General features: G+C 72.6%; 23 protein-coding genes. 21 read left to right on the forward strand and 2 right to left on the reverse strand.

What is annotated here, in order from left to right; translation table 11 throughout:
• The first annotated feature begins 95 nt into the window (after positions 1–95).
• The 16 genes from prfA to WCD41_RS03820 all read left to right on the forward strand — a co-directional run bounded on the left by prfA (position 96) and on the right by WCD41_RS03820 (position 13,856).
• Positions 96–1,187, forward strand: a complete 1,092-nt coding sequence (gene prfA, locus WCD41_RS03745) for a peptide chain release factor 1 (RefSeq protein WP_337712332.1) — start codon at positions 96–98, stop codon at positions 1,185–1,187.
• Entirely contained in the window at positions 1,187–1,993 is an 807-nt protein-coding gene (prmC, locus tag WCD41_RS03750; protein WP_373695077.1) for a peptide chain release factor N(5)-glutamine methyltransferase, read from the forward strand. Before prfA ends, prmC begins: the two co-directional genes overlap by 1 nt.
• Before the next feature lie 11 nt (positions 1,994–2,004).
• The gene (locus WCD41_RS03755; RefSeq protein ID WP_337712025.1) at positions 2,005–2,649 is read left to right on the forward strand and encodes an L-threonylcarbamoyladenylate synthase; all 645 of its coding nucleotides are present in this window, start codon (positions 2,005–2,007) and stop codon (positions 2,647–2,649) included.
• 103 nt (positions 2,650–2,752) lie between these two features.
• Positions 2,753–4,039 carry a serine hydroxymethyltransferase gene (glyA, locus tag WCD41_RS03760; RefSeq protein ID WP_337712026.1) on the forward strand — a complete coding sequence of 429 codons (1,287 nt, stop codon included), beginning with the start codon at positions 2,753–2,755 and terminating at the stop codon, positions 4,037–4,039.
• 88 nt (positions 4,040–4,127) lie between these two features.
• Positions 4,128–5,261, forward strand: coding sequence for a glycosyltransferase family 4 protein (locus WCD41_RS03765; RefSeq protein WP_337712334.1), 1,134 nt, complete (start codon positions 4,128–4,130; stop codon positions 5,259–5,261).
• Between the two features lie 29 nt (positions 5,262–5,290).
• Entirely contained in the window at positions 5,291–5,773 is a 483-nt protein-coding gene (locus tag WCD41_RS03770) for a Cg1360 family ATP-synthase-associated protein (protein WP_337712027.1), read from the forward strand.
• Positions 5,774–5,859: 86 nt separating this feature from the next.
• Positions 5,860–6,159: an AtpZ/AtpI family protein gene (locus WCD41_RS03775; RefSeq protein ID WP_337712028.1), complete on the forward strand. Its 300-nt coding sequence runs from the start codon at positions 5,860–5,862 to the stop codon at positions 6,157–6,159.
• The gene (gene atpB, locus WCD41_RS03780) at positions 6,156–6,986 is read left to right on the forward strand and encodes a F0F1 ATP synthase subunit A (protein ID WP_337712029.1); all 831 of its coding nucleotides are present in this window, start codon (positions 6,156–6,158) and stop codon (positions 6,984–6,986) included. The genes WCD41_RS03775 and atpB overlap by 4 nt, the downstream gene beginning before the upstream one ends.
• 91 nt (positions 6,987–7,077) lie before the next feature.
• Positions 7,078–7,284 (forward strand): ATP synthase F0 subunit C, encoded by a 207-nt coding sequence (gene atpE / locus WCD41_RS03785; protein ID WP_116706531.1) that lies wholly within the window; start codon positions 7,078–7,080, stop codon positions 7,282–7,284.
• Positions 7,285–7,324: 40 nt separating this feature from the next.
• Positions 7,325–7,930, forward strand: a complete 606-nt coding sequence (gene atpF / locus WCD41_RS03790; RefSeq protein WP_337712030.1) for a F0F1 ATP synthase subunit B — start codon at positions 7,325–7,327, stop codon at positions 7,928–7,930.
• A 14-nt stretch (positions 7,931–7,944) separates the two neighbouring features.
• Positions 7,945–8,772, forward strand: coding sequence for a F0F1 ATP synthase subunit delta (locus WCD41_RS03795; protein ID WP_337712335.1), 828 nt, complete (start codon positions 7,945–7,947; stop codon positions 8,770–8,772).
• A gap of 42 nt (positions 8,773–8,814) precedes the next feature.
• Complete coding sequence (gene atpA / locus WCD41_RS03800) at positions 8,815–10,509, forward strand: F0F1 ATP synthase subunit alpha (RefSeq protein WP_337712031.1); 1,695 nt, start codon at positions 8,815–8,817, stop codon at positions 10,507–10,509.
• 6 nt (positions 10,510–10,515) lie between these two features.
• Entirely contained in the window at positions 10,516–11,523 is a 1,008-nt protein-coding gene (locus tag WCD41_RS03805) for a F0F1 ATP synthase subunit gamma (protein ID WP_337712032.1), read from the forward strand.
• A gap of 11 nt (positions 11,524–11,534) precedes the next feature.
• Positions 11,535–12,995: a F0F1 ATP synthase subunit beta gene (atpD, locus tag WCD41_RS03810; RefSeq protein WP_337712033.1), complete on the forward strand. Its 1,461-nt coding sequence runs from the start codon at positions 11,535–11,537 to the stop codon at positions 12,993–12,995.
• Positions 12,995–13,393, forward strand: coding sequence for a F0F1 ATP synthase subunit epsilon (locus WCD41_RS03815; RefSeq protein ID WP_337712034.1), 399 nt, complete (start codon positions 12,995–12,997; stop codon positions 13,391–13,393). The genes atpD and WCD41_RS03815 overlap by 1 nt, the downstream gene beginning before the upstream one ends.
• A gap of 28 nt (positions 13,394–13,421) precedes the next feature.
• Complete coding sequence (locus WCD41_RS03820; protein ID WP_337712336.1) at positions 13,422–13,856, forward strand: DUF2550 domain-containing protein; 435 nt, start codon at positions 13,422–13,424, stop codon at positions 13,854–13,856.
• Between the two features lie 4 nt (positions 13,857–13,860).
• On the opposite strand, the gene WCD41_RS03825 is transcribed toward WCD41_RS03820, so the two are convergent.
• Together WCD41_RS03825 and WCD41_RS03830 are read right to left on the reverse strand one after the other, a co-directional pair.
• On the reverse strand, positions 13,861–14,355 hold the full coding sequence (locus WCD41_RS03825) for a hypothetical protein (RefSeq protein WP_337712035.1): 495 nt from the start codon (positions 14,353–14,355) through the stop codon (positions 13,861–13,863).
• A gap of 713 nt (positions 14,356–15,068) precedes the next feature.
• Positions 15,069–15,824 (reverse strand): FadR/GntR family transcriptional regulator, encoded by a 756-nt coding sequence (locus WCD41_RS03830; protein WP_337712036.1) that lies wholly within the window; start codon positions 15,822–15,824, stop codon positions 15,069–15,071.
• 65 nt (positions 15,825–15,889) lie between these two features.
• Here WCD41_RS03830 and WCD41_RS03835 point away from each other — a divergent pair, with 65 nt between their 5' ends.
• The 5 genes from WCD41_RS03835 to WCD41_RS03855 are packed head-to-tail and all read left to right on the forward strand — an operon-like array spanning position 15,890 to position 20,400.
• Positions 15,890–16,432 carry a MaoC family dehydratase gene (locus WCD41_RS03835; RefSeq protein ID WP_337712037.1) on the forward strand — a complete coding sequence of 181 codons (543 nt, stop codon included), beginning with the start codon at positions 15,890–15,892 and terminating at the stop codon, positions 16,430–16,432.
• Positions 16,429–17,643: a CaiB/BaiF CoA transferase family protein gene (locus WCD41_RS03840; RefSeq protein WP_337712038.1), complete on the forward strand. Its 1,215-nt coding sequence runs from the start codon at positions 16,429–16,431 to the stop codon at positions 17,641–17,643. Before WCD41_RS03835 ends, WCD41_RS03840 begins: the two co-directional genes overlap by 4 nt.
• On the forward strand, positions 17,643–18,806 hold the full coding sequence (locus tag WCD41_RS03845; RefSeq protein WP_337712039.1) for an acyl-CoA dehydrogenase family protein: 1,164 nt from the start codon (positions 17,643–17,645) through the stop codon (positions 18,804–18,806). Before WCD41_RS03840 ends, WCD41_RS03845 begins: the two co-directional genes overlap by 1 nt.
• Positions 18,807–18,817: 11 nt before the next feature.
• A complete protein-coding gene (locus WCD41_RS03850) occupies positions 18,818–19,012 on the forward strand; it encodes a hypothetical protein (protein ID WP_337712040.1) in 195 nt (64 codons plus the stop codon).
• A complete protein-coding gene (locus WCD41_RS03855) occupies positions 19,009–20,400 on the forward strand; it encodes an amidase (protein ID WP_337712041.1) in 1,392 nt (463 codons plus the stop codon). Before WCD41_RS03850 ends, WCD41_RS03855 begins: the two co-directional genes overlap by 4 nt.
• The last annotated feature ends 44 nt before the right edge of the window (positions 20,401–20,444 follow it).

Consider the following 20,444-nt stretch of genomic DNA (forward strand, 5'->3'; position numbering starts at 1 on the left):
CCAGCGCCACGCGCGGGGCGGCGGGCGTTCTGCGTGTCGGGGAAGGGTGTCGGGGCAGGTCCGTGGAGAGGAGGTCCGAGGTGGCCCAGGACAGCATGACGTCGTCGCCCGGCGTCACCGCGCTGCTCGAGGAGCACGCGGGCCTGGAGGCGCGCCTCGCCGACCCGGACGTACACGCCGACGCCGCGCTCGCCCGCTCGCTGGGCCGGCGCTACGCCGCGATCTCGCCGGTCGTGGCGACGGTCGGCGAGCTGGGTTCGGCCGAGGCAGACCTCGCCGACGCCCGCGAGCTCGCCCGCGAGGATCCGGCGTTCGCCGCCGAGGTCACCGAGCTGGAGCCCCGCGTCGAGACCCTGCGGGCGCGGCTGGCCGAGCAGCTCGTGCCGCGCGACCCCGCGGACGCGAACGACGTGGTCGTCGAGGTCAAGTCGGGGGAGGGCGGCGAGGAGTCGGCGCTGTTCGCCGGCGACCTGCTGCGCATGTACTCCCGCTACGCCGAGCGCCGCGGCTGGAAGGTCGAGGTGCTCTCGGCGACGGAGTCCGACCTCGGCGGCTACAAGGACGTCACCGTGACGGTGACCGCGCCCGGCAGTGAGCCCGAGGGCGTCTGGTCCTGGTTCAAGTACGAGGGCGGGGTGCACCGCGTCCAGCGCGTGCCCGTCACCGAGTCGCAGGGCCGGATCCACACCTCCGCGGCCGGGGTGCTCGTCTACCCCGAGGTCGAGGGGGCCGCGGACGTCGAGATCGACGAGAAGGACCTGCGGGTCGACGTCTTCCGGTCGTCCGGCAAGGGCGGGCAGGGCGTCAACACCACCGACTCGGCGGTCCGCATCACCCACCTGCCGACCGGCGTGGTCGTCTCCTGCCAGAACGAGCGCTCGCAGCTGCAGAACAAGGCGCGCGCCCTCGAGGTGCTGCGCAGCCGCCTGCAGGCCATCGCCGACGAGGCCGAGCAGGCGCAGGCGTCGGCCGACCGGCGCAGCCAGGTCCGCACGGTCGACCGCTCCGAGCGGGTGCGCACCTACAACTTCCCCGAGAACCGGATCTCCGACCACCGCATCGGCTACAAGTCCCACGACCTCGACCGGGTGCTCGACGGCGACCTCGACGGGGTGCTCGACGCGCTGCGCGCGGCCGACCGCTCCGAGCGGATGGCGAAGGCCGCAGACGAGGCGACTCAGTCCTGATCACAGCTCTGCTCGCCCGCACCACCACCCGGCTCGCCGACGCCGGGGTCGCGTCGCCGCGGGCGGACGCCGAGCAGCTCGTCGCCCACGTCCTGGGGATCCCGCGGGGGCGTCTGCTGCTCGCCGAGCCTCCGGCCGACGAATCCGCGCTCGACGCCCTGGTCGCCCGCCGGGCGGCCCGCGAACCCCTCCAGCACCTGCTCGGCACCGCGGTGCTCGGGCCCGTCGAGGTGGCCGTCGGCCCCGGGGCGTTCGTGCCCCGCCCGGAGACCGAGGTGCTCCTGGAGTGGGCGCTGGCGCAGCGGGCCGACGTCGTCGTCGACCTCTGCACCGGCACCGGCGCGCTCGCGCTGGCGATCGCCCACGCACGCCCGGACGCCACCGTCCACGCCGTCGAGGTCGACCCCGACGCCCTGAGCTGGACGCGCCGGAACCTCGCCGGCTCCCGCGTCACCCTCCATGAGGCCGACGTGACCGTCCCCGGCGTCCTCGCCGACCTCGACGGCGCCGCCGACCTCGTGGTCTGCAACCCGCCCTACGTCCCCGAGGGGCTCGCGGTGCCGCCCGAGGTCGACGCCGACCCCCACGGCGCGGTGTTCGCCGGCGCCGACGGGCTCGCGGTCATCCGGCCCGTCGCGACCCTGGCCCGGAGGCTGCTGCGGCCCGGGGGAGCGGTGGGGATCGAGCACGACGACTCGCACCCGGCCGCGGTCCGGGAGGTGCTGGACGGCGCGGGGTTCACCGAGGTCAGGACCCTGCCCGATCTCACCGGACGCCCCCGCGTGGCCACCGGGACGCGCGCCTAGGCTGGGGCGTCGTGGCCACGGTGTACGACTGCGAGGACCCGGCGACGCGACCCACGGGGCTGGCCGCCGCGGCGGCGGCGGTGCGGGCGGGACGCCTCGTCGTCACCCCCACCGACACCCTGTACGGCATCGTCGCGGACGCGTTCAACGCGACGGCCGTCGCCGACCTGCTCGCCGCGAAGCACCGCGGGCCGGACATGCCGCTGGGCGTGCTCGTCGGCAGCTGGTCGACGATCGACGGGCTGGTCGGCGCGGTGCCGCCGGTGGCGCGCGACCTCGTCGAGGCGTTCTGGCCCGGCGGGCTGTCGATCGTGCTGCCGCACGCGCCGAGCCTCGCCTGGGACCTCGGGACCACCCGCGGGACCGTGATGCTGCGGATGCCGCTGCACCCGGTGGCCCTCGAGCTGCTGCGCGAGGTCGGCCCGATGGCCCAGAGCAGCGCGAACGTCTCCGGGCAGCCGCCGGCCACCACGGCGCAGGAGGCGCGTGACCAGCTCGGCGAGTCGGTGGAGGTCTACCTCGACGGCGGGGTCTGCGCGTCCGGCGTGGGCTCGACGATCGTCGACCTCACCGGCGAGACCCCGCGCCTGCGCCGCGAGGGCGCGGTCAGCGCCGACGACGTCTCCCGCGTCGTCGGCGTCCCCGTCACCATGTGAGCGAACTTGGGGCCTATAGGCCCCAAGTTCGCTCACGTAGGACTGTGACCCTCGTACCACGGGGGCCGCGCGCCCCCGTGATGCGCCGGTAACGTGGGCCGACATGGCAGCCGACTCGCAGCACTTCTGGGGCCCGGACTACGACGCGCTCAAGGCCGTCGACCCCGAGATCGCCCAGGTCGTCGACGACGAGCTCACCCGGCTGCGCGGCGGACTCCAGCTCATCGCGAGCGAGAACCTCACCAGCCCCGCGGTGCTCGCCGCGCTGGGCTCGACGCTGTCGAACAAGTACGCCGAGGGCTACCCGGGCCGGCGCTACTACGGCGGCTGCGAGGTCGTCGACCGCGCCGAGCTCATCGGCATCGACCGTGCCAAGGCCCTCTTCGGCGCCGAGCACGCCAACCTCCAGCCGCACTCGGGCGCCAACGCGAACCTCGCGGTCTACGCGGCGTTCTGCCAGCCCGGCGACAAGGTGCTGGCCATGAGCCTGCCCCACGGCGGGCACCTCACCCACGGCGCGAAGGTCAGCTTCTCGGGCAAGTGGTTCGAGCCGGTGCCCTACACCGTGCGCGAGGACGACGGTCTCATCGACTACGACCAGGTCCGCGACCTGGCGCTCGAGCACCGCCCGAAGATGATCGTCGCGGGCGCCACCGCCTACCCGCGCCTCATCGACTTCGAGAAGTTCCGCGCGATCGCCGACGAGGTCGGCGCGATCCTCTGGGTCGACGCCGCCCACTTCATCGGCCTCGTCGCCGGCAAGGCCATCCCCAGCCCGGTGCCCTACGCCGACGTCGTCACGTTCACGACGCACAAGGTGCTGCGCGGCCCCCGCGGCGGCATGCTCGTCTCCAAGGCCGAGCACGCGAAGGCGCTGGACAAGGCCGTCTTCCCGTTCCTGCAGGGCGGCCCGCTCATGCACGCGGTGGCCGCCAAGGCGACGGCGCTCGCCGAGGCCGCGACCGAGGACTACCAGCGCTACGCCCGCCAGGTCATCGCCAACGCGCAGGCGCTCACCTCCGGGCTCGAGACCCAGGGCATGCGCGCGATCTCGGGCGGCACCGACACCCACCTCGCGCTGCTCGACCTCCAGCCCCTCGGCGTCACCGGCAAGGAGGCGGAGGCCCGCAGCGGGCTCGCCGGCATCACGCTCAACAAGAACGCGATCCCGTACGACCCGCAGCCGCCGATGACCGCGTCGGGCATCCGCGTCGGCTCGCCGTCGATCACCACGCAGGGCATGACCGAGGGCGAGATGGGCGACGTCGCCCGCCTCATCGCCACCGCGGTCACCGCCGACGAGAGCACCGACGTGGGCCAGAAGACCCTCGCCGACGTGCGCGAGGAGGTCGGCACCCTGGTGTCGCGCTTCCCGGCCTACCCGCGCTAGCGACCTCGACACGAGGGCGGCTCACGCTCGGCGTCGGAGCCCGGGTCTACCCTCGGGTGCCGTGGGCCCGTCACCGGACTTCGCCCCGATGGGGCTCCCGATCAGGGAGTACCTGCTCGTCGGGCTGTCCGCCGCGGTCGTCACCTACCTGCTGACCGGCCTGGTCCGCCGCTTCGCGCTGCGGATCGGGGCGATCGCGGTGCCCCGCGGCCGTGACGTGCACACCATCCCGATCCCGCGCCTCGGCGGCGTCGGCATCTACCTCGGTGTCGTCGGGGGCGTGTTCGTGGCCTCGCAGCTGCCGGTGCTGCGCCGCGCCTTCGACTACTCCAACGAGACGATCGCCGTGCTCGTCGCCGGCGGCGTCATCGTCGTCGTCGGGGTGCTCGACGACCGGTTCGGCCTCGACGCGCTGACCAAGCTCGCCGGCCAGGCCACCGCCGCGGGCGTGCTCGTGCTCATGGGCGTGCAGTGGACCGCGGTGTACCTCCCGTGGGGCGGCACGGGCGGGAGCACCGGCTCGGTGCTGCTGCTCGGCCAGGACCAGGGCGTGCTCATCACCGTGTTCCTGTGCGTCCTGCTGATCAACGCGATGAACTTCGTCGACGGGCTCGACGGTCTCGCCGCGGGCATCGGCACGATCGCCGCCACCGCCACCTGCGCGTTCGCCCTCGGCCTGCTCGGCCAGCAGAACGGTGACGTCAACGCCTACCCGCCCGCGCTCATCGCCGCCGTCCTCGCCGGCGCGCTGGCGGGGTTCCTGCCCCACAACTTCCAGCCCGCCCGCCTGTTCATGGGCGACTCCGGCTCGATGTTCATCGGTCTGACCCTCGCCGCGGCCACCACCACGGCCTCCGGGCGCACCAACTACTCGACCACCGGCGCCACCGGGGCGCTGGCCCTGGTCACGCCGCTGATCGTCGTCGCCGCGGTCGTCTTCGTCCCGCTGCTCGACCTGCTGCTCGCCGTGATCCGCCGGACCCGCGCGGGCACCAGCCCCTTCGCGCCGGACAAGATGCACCTGCACCACCGGCTGCTCGAGATCGGCCACTCCCAGCGCCGCGCCGTCCTGCTCATCTACCTGTGGGCGGGCGTGCTGTCGTTCGGGGCCGTCGCCCTCGCGCTGGTCGACAACGCGTTCCTGGTGGTCTGGATGGTCACCGGGGGCGTGCTCGTCGCCGTACTGGCCTCCGCCGTCCCGCGCCTGCGCTCCCGCGCCTGACCGGCGCACCCCTCCACGAGAGAGACCCGATGACCAGCCCCGAGGCCCCCGAGCCGACCCCCCAGCAGCACACGCGTCCCCAGCAGACCCCCCACGCCACCCCCGCCACCACCGCGCAGGTCCTCGAGGCCAGTAGCGCGATGCTGCGCGGCGGCCTCTGGCCCGCGGTCGTCGTGGCCGTGCTCGCCGCGGTCGTCGCCGGCCTGCTCGCCGGGGTCACCGGGGTGGTCGCCGCGGTCGTCGGCGCGGTGGTCGTCATCGGCGTGTGCTCGCTCGGCCCCCTGGTGATGCGCTGGACCGCGGCCGCCGACCCGATGGTGGTGATGGCGGCGGCGCTCGTGAGCATGATGGGCAAGCTCGGCCTGCTGCTCGTGATCTTCCTGGTGCTCCAGGCCCTCGGCGTCGTCGACACCCGGATCGCGGCGCTGGCGCTCGGTCCGACGGCCCTCGCGTTCATCGTCGGCGAGGTCATCGCCTACGCCCGCAAGCCCGGGCCCACGATCGCGGTCTGAAGGGTCCCGGCGATCCCCCGACCAGGGATGTGGCCTCCGACGTCCCGTAGTGGACTGCGACGAACGTGCTGATATGGTGCGCCTCGATGGCGCAGGACAGCCTCCGCGGAGATGCGGGTCGCACCCCTCGGCAGGGGTCCGACCACTCCCCGTCGGAGGCCTGGACGGTCCTCTCCCACCTGATCACCGGGATCCTCGTGTTCGGCGGTCTGGGGTGGGGGCTCGACGCCCTGCTCTCGACGCGGTGGTTCCTCCTCATCGGTCTGCTGGCCGGTGGGGCGGCGTCCTTCGCGTTGATCTACATCCGATACCTTTACGTCCCCCCCGACCCCCCTCGACCCGGTGAACCCGCCGGCCCGGAGGACCGGAAGGAGCAGCACGGGTGATCTCGTCGTTGTTGACGCAGGTGCCGGCGCCGCCGGTCCCGCCCGGCACCCCGGCCGAGGGCTTCAAGGCGCCCGGTGTCGAGGACTTCAACCTCCCCCCGATCTTCGAGGGCGTCCCTGTCCTCGAATGGGTCGACAAGGTCTCGATCCAGTTCATCGTCGCGGCCGGCTTCGTGTGGCTCTTCTTCGCGCTGGCGACGAAGGACCCGAAGGTGGTGCCGGGACGGCTGCAGTTCCTCGCGGAGAAGTTCCAGGGCATCGTCCGCGACCAGATCGCGCGCGACAACATCGGCCCTGAGTTCCGCAAGTACGTGCCCTACCTGGTCGCGCTCTTCGCGTTCATCCTGGTGAACAACGTGTTCGGGATCCTGCCGTTCGTGCAGTTCCCGTCGTTCTCGCACCCGGGCATGGCCTACGCGCTCGCCGCCATCACCTGGCTGATCTACAACTACGTCGGCATCAGGAAGCAGGGTTTCGGCGGGTACGTGCGGCTCATGACGTGGCCGCCCGGTGTGCCGGGGTGGGTCCGCGTCATCCTGACCCCGATCGAGTTCCTCTCGAACTTCATCCTGCGTCCGGTCACGCTCTCCCTGCGGTTGTTCGGCAACATGCTCGCCGGCCACCTGCTGCTGCTGGTCTTCATCTTCGGTGGCGAGTACATGCTCACCGTCGCGGACGACCTCGTCCTGAACGTCCTGTCGCCGTTCGCGTTCGCCTTCGCGATCGTCATGACGTTCTTCGAGGCCTTCATCCAGGTGGTGCAGGCCTACATCTTCACGGTCCTCACGGCGTCGTACATCGGTGCGTCGCTGGCCGACGAGCACTAGGTCACGGGGTCGCCGGAACCACCGGCGTCGTCCCACCCGATCTCCACCTCCCCCCGACCTCCACGAACGACCACCCGGAAAGGAACCCCTCATGGTTCAGGGCAGCCTCAACATGGTCGGCTACGGCCTCTCCGCCGTCGGCCCCGGTATCGGCGTCGGCATCGTCTTCGCGGCGTTCATCAACGGTGTGGCCCGCCAGCCCGAGGCCCGTGGCCAGCTGCAGACCATCGCGTTCATCGGCTTCGCGCTCTCCGAGGCGCTCGCCATCATCGGTCTGGTGCTCGCGTTCGCCATCTGATTCCCCCTGACCGGTCGCCGGAGGGGCGGGAGGTGAACACATGAGTGCCATCGAGGTGCTGGCCGAGCAGCCGGCGGGCGAGCCGTACGCCGCGTTCCCGCACGTCGCGGAGATCATCGTCGGCCTGATCGCCTTCTCGCTGCTCGTCTACGTGATCGGCAAGTTCGCGTGGCCGAACGTCGTGACCTCGCACGAGGACACGAAGAAGCAGATCGAGGGCGGGATCGCCAAGGCCGAGGCCATGGAGGCCGACGCCAAGGCCGAGCTCGCGCGCAGCCGGGACAGGTTGGCGCGGGTCGACGACGAGACCGCGCGCATCCGGGACGACGCCCGTGCCGACGCCGAGCGCATCGGCCAGGACATGGACACCCGGGCGCAGGAGGAGGCCGAGCGGGTCCGCGCCCAGGGGCGTCAGTCCCTGGAGGCCTCGCGGTCCCGCGCGATCGCCGAGCTGCGCGCCCAGACCGGGCGCGAGTCCGTCGAGCTCTCGCGTCGCATCGTGTCGTCGGCGCTGTCCGACGACGCGAGCAAGGGCCAGAGCGTCGACCGCTTCCTCGACGAGCTCGAAGCCATGGGTGGATCGGCGGGCGGCGCGTCCGCCGACCCCGACGCGAGCGTCATCAGCGGGAACGGAGGGCAGGCATGACGGCCACGAGCGGCCTGACGGCCGACTTCCACGCCGCGAGCCGGGACGCGCTCGAGGCCACGCGCCGACGTCTCGGTGAGTCGACGGCGCAGGCGTCCGCGGGCGACCTCGGCACCGTGGCCGAGCAGCTCGACGCCGTCGCCGACCTGCTCCGCCGCGAGGCGGTGCTGCGGCGCACGCTGGCCGACTCGTCGCGCTCCGCGGACGACCGGGAGGGCCTCGCGTCCCGTCTGGTCGACCAGCAGGTGACCTCGGCGACGGCCGACGTCGTGCGCACCGCGGTCTCGTCGTCGTGGTCACGGCCCGACGACCTCGTCGACGCCCTGCGCATCGTCGCCCGGGAGGCCCTGCTCCTCTCCGCCGAGAAGGACGGCCGGCTCGACGCCGTCGAGGACGAGCTGTTCCGCCTCGGACGCATCGTCGCGGGGCAGCCCGACCTCGAGCGCCTGCTCGGTGACCCGGCGGCGGACGCCGACGGCAAGCAGCAGGTGCTCGACCGGCTCCTCGCCGACAAGGCCGAGCCCATCACCCGCAAGCTGACCGCACAGCTCGTGGCCCACCCCACCGGCCGCGGCATCGCCCAGGGCCTGGAGCGCCTGGCCGAGCTCGCCGCCGAGCGCCGGGAGCGGTCCGTCGCGACCGTGCGCTCGCCGATCACCCTGTCCGACCAGCAGCAACGACGACTGGCCGACGCCCTGACGCGCATCTACCGTCGGGACATCACCCTGCACCTCGAGGTCGACCCCGCCCTGGTCGGTGGTCTCGTGATCCAGGTGGGGGACGAGGTCATCGACGGCAGCGTGGCCGGCCGGCTCGACGAACTGAGCCGGCGGCTCGGCTGAGCCCCAGCACGTGACCCCTAACGACTAGCGAGAGCGGAAGCCATGGCCGAGTTGACCATCACCTCCGACGAGGTCCGTAGCGCGATCGAGGATTACGTGTCCTCGTACTCCGCGGACTCGACCCGTCAGGAGGTCGGCATCGTCACCTCGACGGGTGACGGCATCGCGTACGTCGAGGGGCTGCCCTCGACGATGACGAACGAGCTCCTCGAGTTCCCCGGCGGGGTCCTGGGCCTGGCCCAGAACCTCGAGGAGCGCGAGATCGGCGTCGTCATCCTCGGTGAGTACGAGACCATCGAGGAGGGCCAGCAGGTCACGCGCACCGGTCGCGTGCTCTCGGTCCCGGTCGGCGACGGCTTCATGGGCCGGGTCGTCGACCCGCTCGGCCAGCCGCTCGACGGCCTCGGCGAGATCGAGTCCGAGGGCGAGCGCGAGATGGAGCTGCAGGCCGCGTCGGTCGTGCAGCGCAAGGAGGTCAAGCAGCCGCTGCAGACCGGGATCAAGGCGATCGACGCCATGACCCCGATCGGCCGCGGCCAGCGCCAGCTGATCATCGGTGACCGCAAGACCGGCAAGACCGCGGTCTGCACGGACACGATCATCAACCAGCGCGAGGCCTGGGAGACCGGCGACCCGGAGCAGCAGGTCCGCTGCGTCTACGTCGCCGTCGGCCAGAAGGGCACCACGATCGCCGGTGTCCGCCAGGCGCTCGAGGACGCCGGCGCGATGGAGTACACGACCATCGTCGCCGCGCCCGCCTCCGACCCCGCGGGCTTCAAGTACATCGCCCCGTACGCCGGCTCCGCGATCGCGCAGCACTGGATGTACCAGGGCAAGCACACCCTGATCGTCTTCGACGACCTGTCGAAGCAGGCCGAGGCCTACCGGGCGATCTCGCTGCTGCTGCGCCGCCCGCCGGGCCGCGAGGCCTACCCCGGCGACGTCTTCTACCTGCACTCGCGGCTGCTGGAGCGCTGCGCGAAGCTCAACGACGAGCTCGGCGCGGGCTCGCTGACCGGCCTGCCGATCGTCGAGACCAAGGGCGGCGACATCGCGGCCTACATCCCGACGAACGTCATCTCGATCACCGACGGCCAGTGCTTCCTCGAGGCCGACCTGTTCAACCAGGGCCAGCGGCCCGCGCTGAACGTCGGGAACTCGGTGTCGCGCGTCGGTGGTTCGGCGCAGGTCAAGGCCATGCGCTCGGTCGCCGGCCGCCTGCGCGTCGACCTGGCGCAGTACCGCGAGCTCGAGTCGTTCGCGGCCTTCGGCTCCGACCTCGACGCCACCAGCCAGGCGCAGCTCGACCGCGGTGCCCGCCTCATGGAGCTGCTCAAGCAGGGCCAGGGCGAGCCGTACCCGGTCGAGGAGGAGGTCGTGAGCATCTTCCTCGGCACCCGCGGTCACCTCGACTCGGTGCCCGTCGAGGACGTCGCCCGCTTCGAGACCGAGTTCCTCGAGCACGTCCGGCGTGACGGCGGGGTCCTCTCCTCGATCCGCGAGTCCGGCCAGCTCTCCGACGAGGACGAGGAGCGTCTGACCAAGACGGTCTCCGAGTTCAAGGAGCAGTTCGCCACCGGCTCCGGCGAGGGCGTGGCCGACGACGGCGGCAGCGGCGAGCTCTTCGGCGAGAACGAGTCCGGCACGGACTCCGACGAGGGCCCGCAGGAGTCGTCGGGCGACGCGGAGACCGACGCGTCGTCCGCGTCGTCGCAGACGCAGGGTTCGGGGAGCTAGGGCCCTATGGCTGCATCCCTCCGCGTCCTGCGACGGCGCATCCGGTCGACCAAGAACATCGCCCAGATCACCAAGGCGATGGAGATGGTCGCGGCCTCGCGCATCGCGAAGGCGCAGGCCCGCGTCCACGCGGCGCGGCCGTACTCCGACGAGTTCACGCACGTCCTGACCACGGCCGCCAAGGCCGGGGCCAGCGACCACCCGCTGCTCGTGGCGCGCGAGGAGCCGAGCCGTGCCGGCGTCCTCGTCGTCACCAGCGACCGCGGTCTGTGCGGCGGGTACAACGCGAACGTGCTGCGCGAGGCCGAGCGGGTCATGCGCGAGCTCTCGGACGCCGGCAAGCAGACGTCGCTGTTCGTCATCGGCGGCAAGGGCGTCGCGTACTTCCGCTTCCGCAACCGTGAGACCGCGGGCCGGTGGACCGGCTTCTCCGAGGTGCCCGACTACCCGAACGCGACCCGGGCCGCGGACACGCTCACCGCGACCTTCCTCGCCGGCGGGGACGAGACGGTGCAGCGCCCGTCCGACGAGGACCAGGGCGAGGGCGAGGGCGGGTCCTCTCGCTCGACGTCGTTCGTCCCGCCGGAGGACGCCGAGGGCCTGGACGGCGTCGACGAGCTGCACGTGGTGTTCACCGCGTTCAACTCGGTCGCCAGCCAGACCGTCGTGTCCCGCCAGATCGCCCCGCTGGAGCTCGAGGACGACGAGTCCTCGGACGAGGAGTCCTCCTCGTCGGACTCCGAGGAGCGCGGGGCCGAGTACGAGTTCGAGCCGGAGCCCGAGGTCCTGTTCGACCGGCTCATGCCCAAGTACCTCCGCGCGCGCGTGTTCGCGGCGCTGCTCGACGCCGCGGCGTCCGAGTCAGCGGCCCGGCAGCGCGCCATGAAGGCCGCGACCGACAACGCCAACGACCTGGTCGACAACCTGACCCGTGAGGCGAACCAGGCGCGCCAGGCCCAGATCACGCAGGAGATCAGCGAGATCGTTGGCGGCGCCAACGCCCTCGCCGAGTAGGGGAGCTGACGATGACCCAGTCCACCGCCGCCAGTCCTTCAGCCGCGGACAGCGAGCAGGGCTCGCCGGCTGCCGAAGGCCGCATCACCCGCATCCTCGGGCCCGTCGTCGACGTGGAGTTCCCGCGTGGCGAGGTGCCCGACCTGTTCACCGCCCTGAACATCGACGTGACGCTCTCCGGCGTCACGAAGAAGCTGACGCTCGAGGTCGCCCAGCACCTCGGCGACGGCCAGGTGCGCACGATCTCCATGCAGCCCACCGACGGTGCCGTGCGCGGCCAGGACGTGCGCAGCACCGGCGCGCCGATCTCGGTGCCGGTCGGCGACGTCGTCAAGGGCCACCTGTTCAACACCCTCGGCGACTGCCTCGACGAGCCGGGCTACGCCTCGGACGCCGAGCGCTGGGGCATCCACCGCGACCCGCCGCCGTTCGAGCAGCTCGAGGGCAAGACCTCGGTGCTCTGGACCGGCCTCAAGGTCGTCGACCTGCTCACCCCGTACGTCGAGGGCGGCAAGATCGGCCTGTTCGGCGGCGCCGGCGTCGGCAAGACGGTCCTCATCCAGGAGATGATCCAGCGCATCGCCCGCAACTTCGGCGGCACCTCGGTGTTCGCCGGCGTGGGGGAGCGGACCCGTGAGGGCAACGACCTCTGGGTCGAGCTCGGCGAGGCGGACGTCCTCAAGGACACCGCGCTGGTCTTCGGTCAGATGGACGAGCCGCCGGGCACCCGCATGCGCGTCGCGCTGTCGGCCCTGACGATGGCCGAGTACTTCCGCGACGTGCAGGAGCAGGACGTGCTCTTGTTCATCGACAACATCTTCCGGTTCACGCAGGCCGGCCAGGAGGTCTCGACGCTGCTGGGCCGCATGCCCTCGGCGGTGGGCTACCAGCCGACCCTGGCCGACGAGATGGGCGAGCTGCAGGAGCGGATCACCTCGACCCGCGGCCGTTCGATCACCTCGATGCAGGCGATCTACGTGCCCGCCGACGACTACACTGACCCGGCGCCGGCCACCACGTTCGCCCACCTGGACGCGACCACCGAGCTCTCACGGTCGGTGTTCGCCAAGGGCATCTTCCCGGCCGTGGACCCGCTGACCTCGACCTCGACGATCCTCGACGCGCAGTACGTCGGCGAGGACCACTACCGGGTCGCCCGCGAGGTCATCCGCATCCTGCAGCGCTACAACGACCTGCAGGACATCATCGCCATCCTCGGCATCGACGAGCTCTCCGAGGAGGACCGCCTCACCGTCGCCCGCGCGCGCCGGATCGAGCGCTTCCTCGGGCAGAACATGTACGCCGCCGAGCAGTTCACCGGCGAGCCGGGCTCGTTCGTCGACGTCAAGGACACCGTCGAGGCGTTCGACAAGATCACCAAGGGCGAGTACGACAACGCGCCCGAGCAGGCGTTCGCCATGAGCGGCGGTCTCGACGACGTCGAGGCGAACATCAAGAAGTACCAGTCCTGATGGCCGAGATGGAGGTCGCCATCGTCGGCGTCGAGAAGCGGCTGTGGTCGGGCCAGGCGAGCTTCGTCTCGGCCCGCACGGTCGAGGGCGACATCGGTCTGCTGCCCGGGCACCAGCCGATGATCGCCGCGCTCGACGAGGCCGGCGTGGTGCGCATCGACCCGACCGACGGCGAGTCGTTCCACGCCGCCGTCTTCGGCGGGTTCCTCTCGGTCACCGCGGAGTCGGTGACGGTGCTGGCCGAGCTCGCCGAGCTGGCCTCCGAGATCGACGTCGCCGCGGCGCGCGACGAGCTGCAGCGCGCCGAGGGCGGCGGCGACGACGTGGACGACACGGCGGCCGCCGCCGCACGGGCGCGGGCCCGCCTGCGGGCGGCCGGCGAGAACCCCGGCCACTGAGGGAGGGCGAGCAGCACCGGTGGGAGCCATGATGATCGCCGAGCTGGCGGCCATCGTGGTGCTCGCGGTGCTGCTCGTCGTCCTGTTTCTGCTCCTGCGTCGCATCCGGCTGCTGCGCCGCGGAGGCGTCGACGTCGCGCTGCGCGAGAAGCGCAGCGCGGACGACCTGCGGGGCTGGCACTCCGGCCTCGCCCGGTACCGGGGCGACGAGTTCCGCTGGTACCGCGTGACCGGCCTGAGCTCGGGGGCCAACGTGGTGCTCGACCGCACCCGCCTCGAGATCGTCGACCGCCGGGCCCCCGTGGCCGGCGAGATGCACCCCGCCGACGCCACGGTGCTCTCGTGCCGCGAGGACGGCCGGGAGTGGGAGCTCGCGATCAGCGCCGACGCCCTGACCGGCTTCTCCTCCTGGCTCGAGTCCACGCCACCGGGCCGGTCGACGGGCTACCGGCAGGCGAGCTGACGCGTCAGACGCGGGCCTGCTCCACCGCTGCGGTGAGGGCATCGCGGAAGCGCTGCACGTCGGGGTCGATGGCGATCGGGAGCTGGTAGGTCGCGCGCTTGGCGCCGCCGAGCGGCGTGCTCGTGACCGGGATCGACTTCGCGGGCATCGCGAGCCGGGCCGTGGCGGCCTTCTCGGAACCGGCGTCGACGAGCCCGACCTGGTCGAGCCGGTGGAACCGCACGCGTGCGCCGGGGTCGGTCTCGGCGTCGTCGGACTGACGGTGGGCCACGATCAGCAGCTCCGGGGTCAGGAGCATCTCGACGACGAACCGGTCCGACGTCGGGCCGCCGCGCGACTCCCGGTTCATCGTCTCCTCCTCGGTGCGCAGCCCGTGGGTGACGGCGGGCAGCGGGTCCATCAGCCCGCGCGCCCGCCCCTCGCCGCGCACGAACTCCGCGACCGACGGCGGGAGGTCGTCGACGACGATGGCGTGAGACATGAGGTTGCGCGCACCCACGCTCGTCACCGTGGTGGCGTGGCTCCGCGCTGGTCAAGTGCGAGAGATGCGGCTTTCCTGGCGTGTGACGCCAGGATCGCCACACGCTCGCTGCACGACACGCCGGGGTTGGCGTGGGCCCGGGGTGTTCCAGCCTGGCGGCCACCCTGACGTTGGACGTCAGGAAAGGCGCCACGATCACTGCGCGGGAGAGGCGTGACGGTGGCGGGGCGGCGGTGATCGCTCCAGGTGCTCCATCGACCCGATGTCATCTGGTGCACGGCAGTCGGAGCGATCATGGCCCCGGGTCAGCGCCCGTCGGCGCCGGTAGCTCGCGAGAGGCACCACGCGCAGGCCTGGGGAGCGTGTGGATCATGCGCACCGCGCCGGTCGCGACCCGGTCTCGCGCCGTCCCGTGATCGGGAGCGCGCCATGCACCTCCAGCGACCCCGGCAGGTGGATAGTGCGCTTGTGATCTCCCCGTCGCAGCCCGCTTTCGCGCCGCCAACGTTCGGGCCCATGATCAGCGGGTCGAAAGTGACCTCTGAGTGCCCGAGAACGGTGCGTTTCGGCCTGCTGATCTCCGGCCGGGCCGCTACGCCGCTCGCGAGAGGCACCCCGCGCAGTGCTGGGAGCGTGTCGATCGTGCGCAGTGCGCCGGTCGCGACGATCCGCCACCCCCGTGGCGCGCCGGCCCTCACGGGCACGGCGTCGCCCGTCGTCTCCGCCGAGGGTCAGGCCCAGAACCCGTCGCGTTCGTAGAGCCGGCGCAGCTCCACGATGTGGTCGCGCATGGCCTCCTCGGCGTCGCCGGCGCGACCCTCGGCGATGTGCTCGGCGATCTCGCGGTGGCAGGCGTCGACCTTGTCCCACTCGCGCGCCTCGACGCCGGCGCGCCGCAGACGCGTGCGCAGCACGTCGTTCACCGGCTGCCCCATGAGCGTGAGCATCAGGTTGCCGGTGGCCATGAGCAGCGTGGTGTGGAAGTCGAGGTGGCCGACGAAGCCGCTGGGGTCGCGGTCGTCGCGCGGGGCGGCCGCGGCGGCCCGGACGGCCTCGACGGTCTCGGCGTCGGCGCGCTGGGCGGCCAGGCGGGCGGCGGCGGGCTCGAGGAGCAGGCGTGCCTCGAGGAGGTCGCTGACGTGCAGCCGGGGCGTCATGACGAGCACGCCGAGGGCGCTGCCGACGTCCTCGACGACCCGCGCGGGATCGGGCTCGCTGACGAACGTGCCGCCCTGCACGCCGCGCAGGGTCTCGACGAGGTGCTGGCTGGAGAGCACCCGCAGGGCCTCGCGCGCGGTGCTGCGGCTGACCCCGAACGCCCGGCCCAGTTCGGCCTCGTTCGGCAGCCGGGTGCCCGCGGGCAGGGCGCCAGCGAGGATCTGGGTGCGCAGCTCGTCGGCCACCTGCCGGTAGGCCGGGCGGACACGCTGGACCCGCAGGTGGGCGACGGGTGCCGACGTGCCGGACGGGGGCGGCTGCGCAGGCACGTCGCCGAGCGTAGACGGTCGACGATCCTTGTGGGGAAAACGTCAGACGTTTAGCGTCCCGGTCCATGGCGGTGGTGGCGGGGTGGCAGGGACGCTTCTTCGAGGACTTCGTGGTCGGTGACGTCTACCAGCACCCGCTGGGGCGCACGATCACCGAGACCGACAACACCTGGTTCACGTTGCTGACGATGAACACGAACCAGGCGCACTTCAACGCCCAGGTCGGCGCCGACTCCGAGTTCGGCCGCATGATCGTCGCCTCGCCGCTGACGATCTCGATCGTGCTCGGGCAGTCGGTGTCGGACACCAGCCAGAACGCGTTCGCGAACCTCGGCATCGACGAACTGCGCCTGAGCAACCCGGTGTTCGCCGGCGACACGCTGTGGTCGGAGTCGCTGGTGCTGGAGACGCGGGGGTCGAGCAGCCGCCCGGACGCGGGCATCGTGCGGGTGCGCAGCCGCGGGCTCAACCAGGACGGCGTCGAGGTGCTGACGTTCAAGCGCGCCTTCTACGTCCACCGCCGCGACGCCCCGCGGGCCGCGTCGCACTTCCCGCAGGCCGCCACACCCCTGTCCCTGGAGAACGAAGCCGGGGAGAACGCGCAGTGAGGCCCCTCGAGGACATCCGGATCCTCTCGCTCGAGCAGTACGGCGCCGGCCCGTTCGGCTCGATGCACCTCGCCGAGCTGGGCGCCGAGATCGTCAAGATCGAGGACCCGACGTCGGGCGGCGACGTGGGGCGCCACGTCCCCCCGTACGCCGAGGACGGCGACTCGCTGTTCTTCGAGTCGTTCAACAAGAACAAGTCCTCGGTGCTGCTCGACATCCGCACCCCGGCCGGGCGCGAGGCGTTCCACGACCTGGTGCGCTCCGCCGACGCCGTCTACTCGAACCTGCGCGGCGACGTCCCCGCGAAGCTCGGGATCCGCTACGAGGACCTGGAGGACGTCAACCCGCGGATCGTCTGCTGCTCGCTGACCGGGTTCGGGATGACCGGCCCGCGCGCGAAGGAGCCCGGCTACGACTACGTGCTCCAGGCCCTCGGTGGCTGGATGTCGCTGACGGGCGAGCCCGGCGGGGCGCCGCAGAAGGCCGGCCTCTCGCTGGTCGACTACAGCGGCGGGTTCGTCGCGGCGATCTCGCTGCTCGCCGCGATCCACGCCGCGCGGCGCGACGGCGTCGGGACCGACTGCGACGTCAGCCTCTACGACACCGCGGTCAGCCTCCTGACCTACCCGGCGACGTGGCACCTCACCGAGGGCTACGAACCGGCGCGCACCCACCACTCCGCGCACCCGTCGCTCGTGCCTTTCCAGGCCTTCGAGGCGGCCGACGGGTGGCTGGTCGTGGGCTGCGCGAAGGAGAAGTTCTGGCAGCGGCTCACGGTCGTGCTCGACCAGCCCGACCTCGCCACCGACCCCCGGTTCGTCACGTTCCGCGAGCGCGACCGGCACCGCGACGTCCTCGTCCCGCTGCTCGAGGAGCTGTTCCGGGGCCGGGACGTCGCCACCTGGATCGCCGCGATGGCGGCCGCGGGCATCCCGTGTGCGCCGATCCACGACGTCGGCGAGGCCCTCACCGACTCCCACACCGTCGCCCGGCGGCTGGTCGCGGAGACCGACCACCCGCGGTGGGGGACGGTGCGGTCGCTGCGCTCGCCGGTGCGTGTCGGCCCGCCCGGCGACGACACCCCGCCCGCCCGTGGCGGCCCCGCGATGGGCGAGCACACCGAGTCGGTGCTGCGCGGCATCGGCTACGACGACGAGCGCCTGGCCGCCCTGCGTGCCGCGGGCGCGTTCGGACCCCCCGAGGAGCACTGATGGACTTCCGGCTCAACGACGAGCAGCGGCTCTTCCGCGAGACGCTGCGGTCGTTCGTCGACCGCGAGATCGTGCCGGTCGCGCGCGACTGGGAGCACGAGGGCCGCTACCCGACGGAGATCGTCAAGGGCATGGCGGACCTGGGGCTCTTCGGTCTGGCGGTGCCCGAGGAGCACGGCGGGCTGGCCGCGGACACCGTCTCGTTCGCGCTGACGTTCGAGGAGATCTCGCGCGGGTGGATGGGCATCGCGGGCATCCTCGGCAGCCACTCGGTGTCCTGCTGGATGATCGCGCGCCACGGCACCGACGAGCAGAAGCAGCGCTACCTGCCCGAGCTCGCGACGGGGGAGCGTCGCACCGCGATCGCCCTCACCGAGCCCGGCGCCGGCACGGACCTGCAGAGCATCACCACCACCGCCAGGAGGGACGGCGACGACTACGTCGTCCGCGGCACCAAGATGTGGATCACGAACGCCCGCCACGCCGACCCGCTGCCGGTGCTCGTGAAGACCGATCCCTCGGCCGAGCCCGCGCACCGTGGCATGAGCATGCTGCTCGTCGACGCCGGGTCGCCCGGCCTCGAGATCACCAAGGACATGGGCAAGCTCGGCTACAAGGGCACCGAGTCGTGCGAGGTCGTCCTCGACGACGTGCGGGTGCCGGCGTCCCGGCTGCTGGGCGGGGTCGAGGGGCGCGGGCTGCAGCAGGCGCTCTCGTCGCTGGAGACCGGGCGGATCAACATTGCGGCGCGCTCGGTGGGGATCGCGCAGCGCGCCTACGAGGAGTCCCTGTCCTACGCCCGCGAGCGCAGCGCCTTCGGCCAGCCGATCGGCGACTTCCAGGCCGTCCAGCTGCGCCTGTCCGCCATCGCCGTGAAGCTGCAGGCCGCACGCCTGATGACCTACTGGGCGGCCTCGCGGATGGACGAGGGCGTGCGCATGGACACCGAGTCGGGCATGGCGAAGATCTTCGCGTCGGACGCGGCCCTGGAGTGCGCCACCGATGCGATGCGCATCCACGGCGGCTACGGCTACTCGACGGAGTTCGAGGTCGAGCGCCTCTACCGCGACGCCCCGCTCATGTCGATCGGCGAGGGCACCAACGACATGCTCGGCACGGTCGTCGCCCGGTCGCTGCTGGCGGGGAAGGCCTCCATCGGATGACCGGGCATCGGGTGAGCGTCCCGTCCCCCGAGGAACTGGCTGCCCTCGCCGCCCGCCTCGGCTACACGCTGGACGACGAGGTCGTGGCGGCCCTGCGCGCGGCGGTCGAGGGCGCCGAGACCGCGGTCGCTCGCCTGCGCGCCCGCCCCCTGCCCGCCGACGGCGCCGCCGACCCGGCGCACGGCGACGCCTGGTTGCGCCCGTGAACGACGCCCCCGACACCACCGGCCTCCTCGAGGCCTACGCCGCCGGCACCACGTCGCCCCTCGCGGCCGTCGACGAGGCCCTGACGAGGCTGGCGGCCGCCCACGAGGCGCTGAACTGCACGATCCGCTTCCTCGGCGACCGTGCCCGCACCGCCGCGCGCGCGTCGGAGCGCCGCTGGGCCGACGGCACCGCGCGCCCGCTGGAGGGCGTCCCGTTCGGCGTCAAGGACGTCATCGACGTGGCCGGGGTGCCGACGACCCACGGATCCTGGAACCACGGCGACGAGCCCGCGACGACCTCCGCGACCGTCGTGCGCCGCCTCGAGGAGGCCGGCGCGATCCCGGTCAGCAAGGACGGGACCACCGAGTTCGCCGTCGGCGGGCCGCACCCGCCGCGGTTCGGCGCGGTGCGCAACCCCTGGGACCCCGAGCGCTGGGCGGGCGGGTCGTCGACCGGCTCCGCGGCCGCGGTCGCGGCGCGCGCGGTGCCGTTCGCGCTGGGCACCGACGTCGGTGGCTCGGTGCGCCTGCCCTCGGCGTGGTGCGGGCTCACCGGCCTCAAGCCCACGGCCGGCGCGATCCCGCGCACCGGGGTGTTCCCGCTGTCCTGGACCACCGAGACGGTCGGCCCGCTGGCGCGCAGCGCGCGCGACGTCGAGCGGCTGTTCGCGGTCCTGCGCGGCCCGGACGGCGCCGACCCGCGCAGCGGCCCGCTGCCGCCGCACGACCCGGTCGACAGGGACGACCTGACGGGCCTGCGCATCGCCGTGCCCGGTGGTGCGTTCACCGAGCTCTGCGACACCGCGGTGCGCGCCGGCGTCGAGCACCTCGTGGACGAGCTCGTGGCCGCCGGTGCCGAGGTCGTGCCGGGCGAGGTGCCGTCGGCGGGGGACGCGCTGCCGATCGGCTACCAGGTGGTGTTCACCGAGGCGGCCACGCTCCACCGCGTCGACGCCGCCCGCTGGGACACCTACGACCCGGTCGTCGTGAAGCGGATCAGCCAGGGCATCGTCACGCCGGCCGTCGACTACCTGCGGGCCCTGCAGTTCCGGGTCGAGCTGCAGCGCGAGCTCGACGTGGTGTTCGCCGACGCCGACCTCCTCGTCGTGCCGACCTGCCCGTCGACCGCGCCCCGGCTGCCCGACGGCACCGTCGTCGTGGGCGGGCAGGAGTACCCCCTCTACGCGGCGCAGTCGCGCTCGACGATGCTCGGCAACCTCACCGGGGCGCCCGGTCTCGCGGTGCCGACGGGGCTCGCACCCGACGGCTGTCCCGTCTCCGCCCAGCTGGTCGCCGCACCCCACGGAGAGGCGACGGCGCTGTGGGCGGCGCGCGTGTTCCAGGCGCGGACCGCGCACCACCGGCAGGCGCCCCCTTCCGCGTCCTAAACGTCTGACGTATGGTCCTGTGAGGCCAGTCACCCGACTGTTAT

The sequence above is a fragment of the Actinomycetospora aeridis genome, assembly GCF_037400275.1.
Taxonomy (GTDB): domain Bacteria; phylum Actinomycetota; class Actinomycetes; order Mycobacteriales; family Pseudonocardiaceae; genus Actinomycetospora; species Actinomycetospora aeridis.

Bases quoted from the DNA above. Each gene is read 5' to 3' on its own strand.
- WCD41_RS03835 (WP_337712037.1), top strand. From the start codon at position 15,890: ATGGCGGTGGTGGCGGGGTGGCAGGGACGCTTCTTCGAGGACTTCGTG.
- WCD41_RS03770 (WP_337712027.1), top strand. From the start codon at position 5,291: ATGACCAGCCCCGAGGCCCCCGAGCCGACCCCCCAGCAGCACACGCGT.
- atpA (WP_337712031.1), top strand. From the start codon at position 8,815: ATGGCCGAGTTGACCATCACCTCCGACGAGGTCCGTAGCGCGATCGAG.
- WCD41_RS03820 (WP_337712336.1), top strand. From the start codon at position 13,422: ATGATGATCGCCGAGCTGGCGGCCATCGTGGTGCTCGCGGTGCTGCTC.
- WCD41_RS03775 (WP_337712028.1), top strand. From the start codon at position 5,860: ATGGCGCAGGACAGCCTCCGCGGAGATGCGGGTCGCACCCCTCGGCAG.
- prfA (WP_337712332.1), top strand. From the start codon at position 96: ATGACGTCGTCGCCCGGCGTCACCGCGCTGCTCGAGGAGCACGCGGGC.
- glyA (WP_337712026.1), top strand. From the start codon at position 2,753: ATGGCAGCCGACTCGCAGCACTTCTGGGGCCCGGACTACGACGCGCTC.
- atpE (WP_116706531.1), top strand. From the start codon at position 7,078: ATGGTTCAGGGCAGCCTCAACATGGTCGGCTACGGCCTCTCCGCCGTC.
- WCD41_RS03845 (WP_337712039.1), top strand. From the start codon at position 17,643: ATGGACTTCCGGCTCAACGACGAGCAGCGGCTCTTCCGCGAGACGCTG.
- WCD41_RS03815 (WP_337712034.1), top strand. From the start codon at position 12,995: ATGGCCGAGATGGAGGTCGCCATCGTCGGCGTCGAGAAGCGGCTGTGG.
- atpF (WP_337712030.1), top strand. From the start codon at position 7,325: ATGAGTGCCATCGAGGTGCTGGCCGAGCAGCCGGCGGGCGAGCCGTAC.
- WCD41_RS03805 (WP_337712032.1), top strand. From the start codon at position 10,516: ATGGCTGCATCCCTCCGCGTCCTGCGACGGCGCATCCGGTCGACCAAG.
- WCD41_RS03765 (WP_337712334.1), top strand. From the start codon at position 4,128: ATGGGGCTCCCGATCAGGGAGTACCTGCTCGTCGGGCTGTCCGCCGCG.
- atpD (WP_337712033.1), top strand. From the start codon at position 11,535: ATGACCCAGTCCACCGCCGCCAGTCCTTCAGCCGCGGACAGCGAGCAG.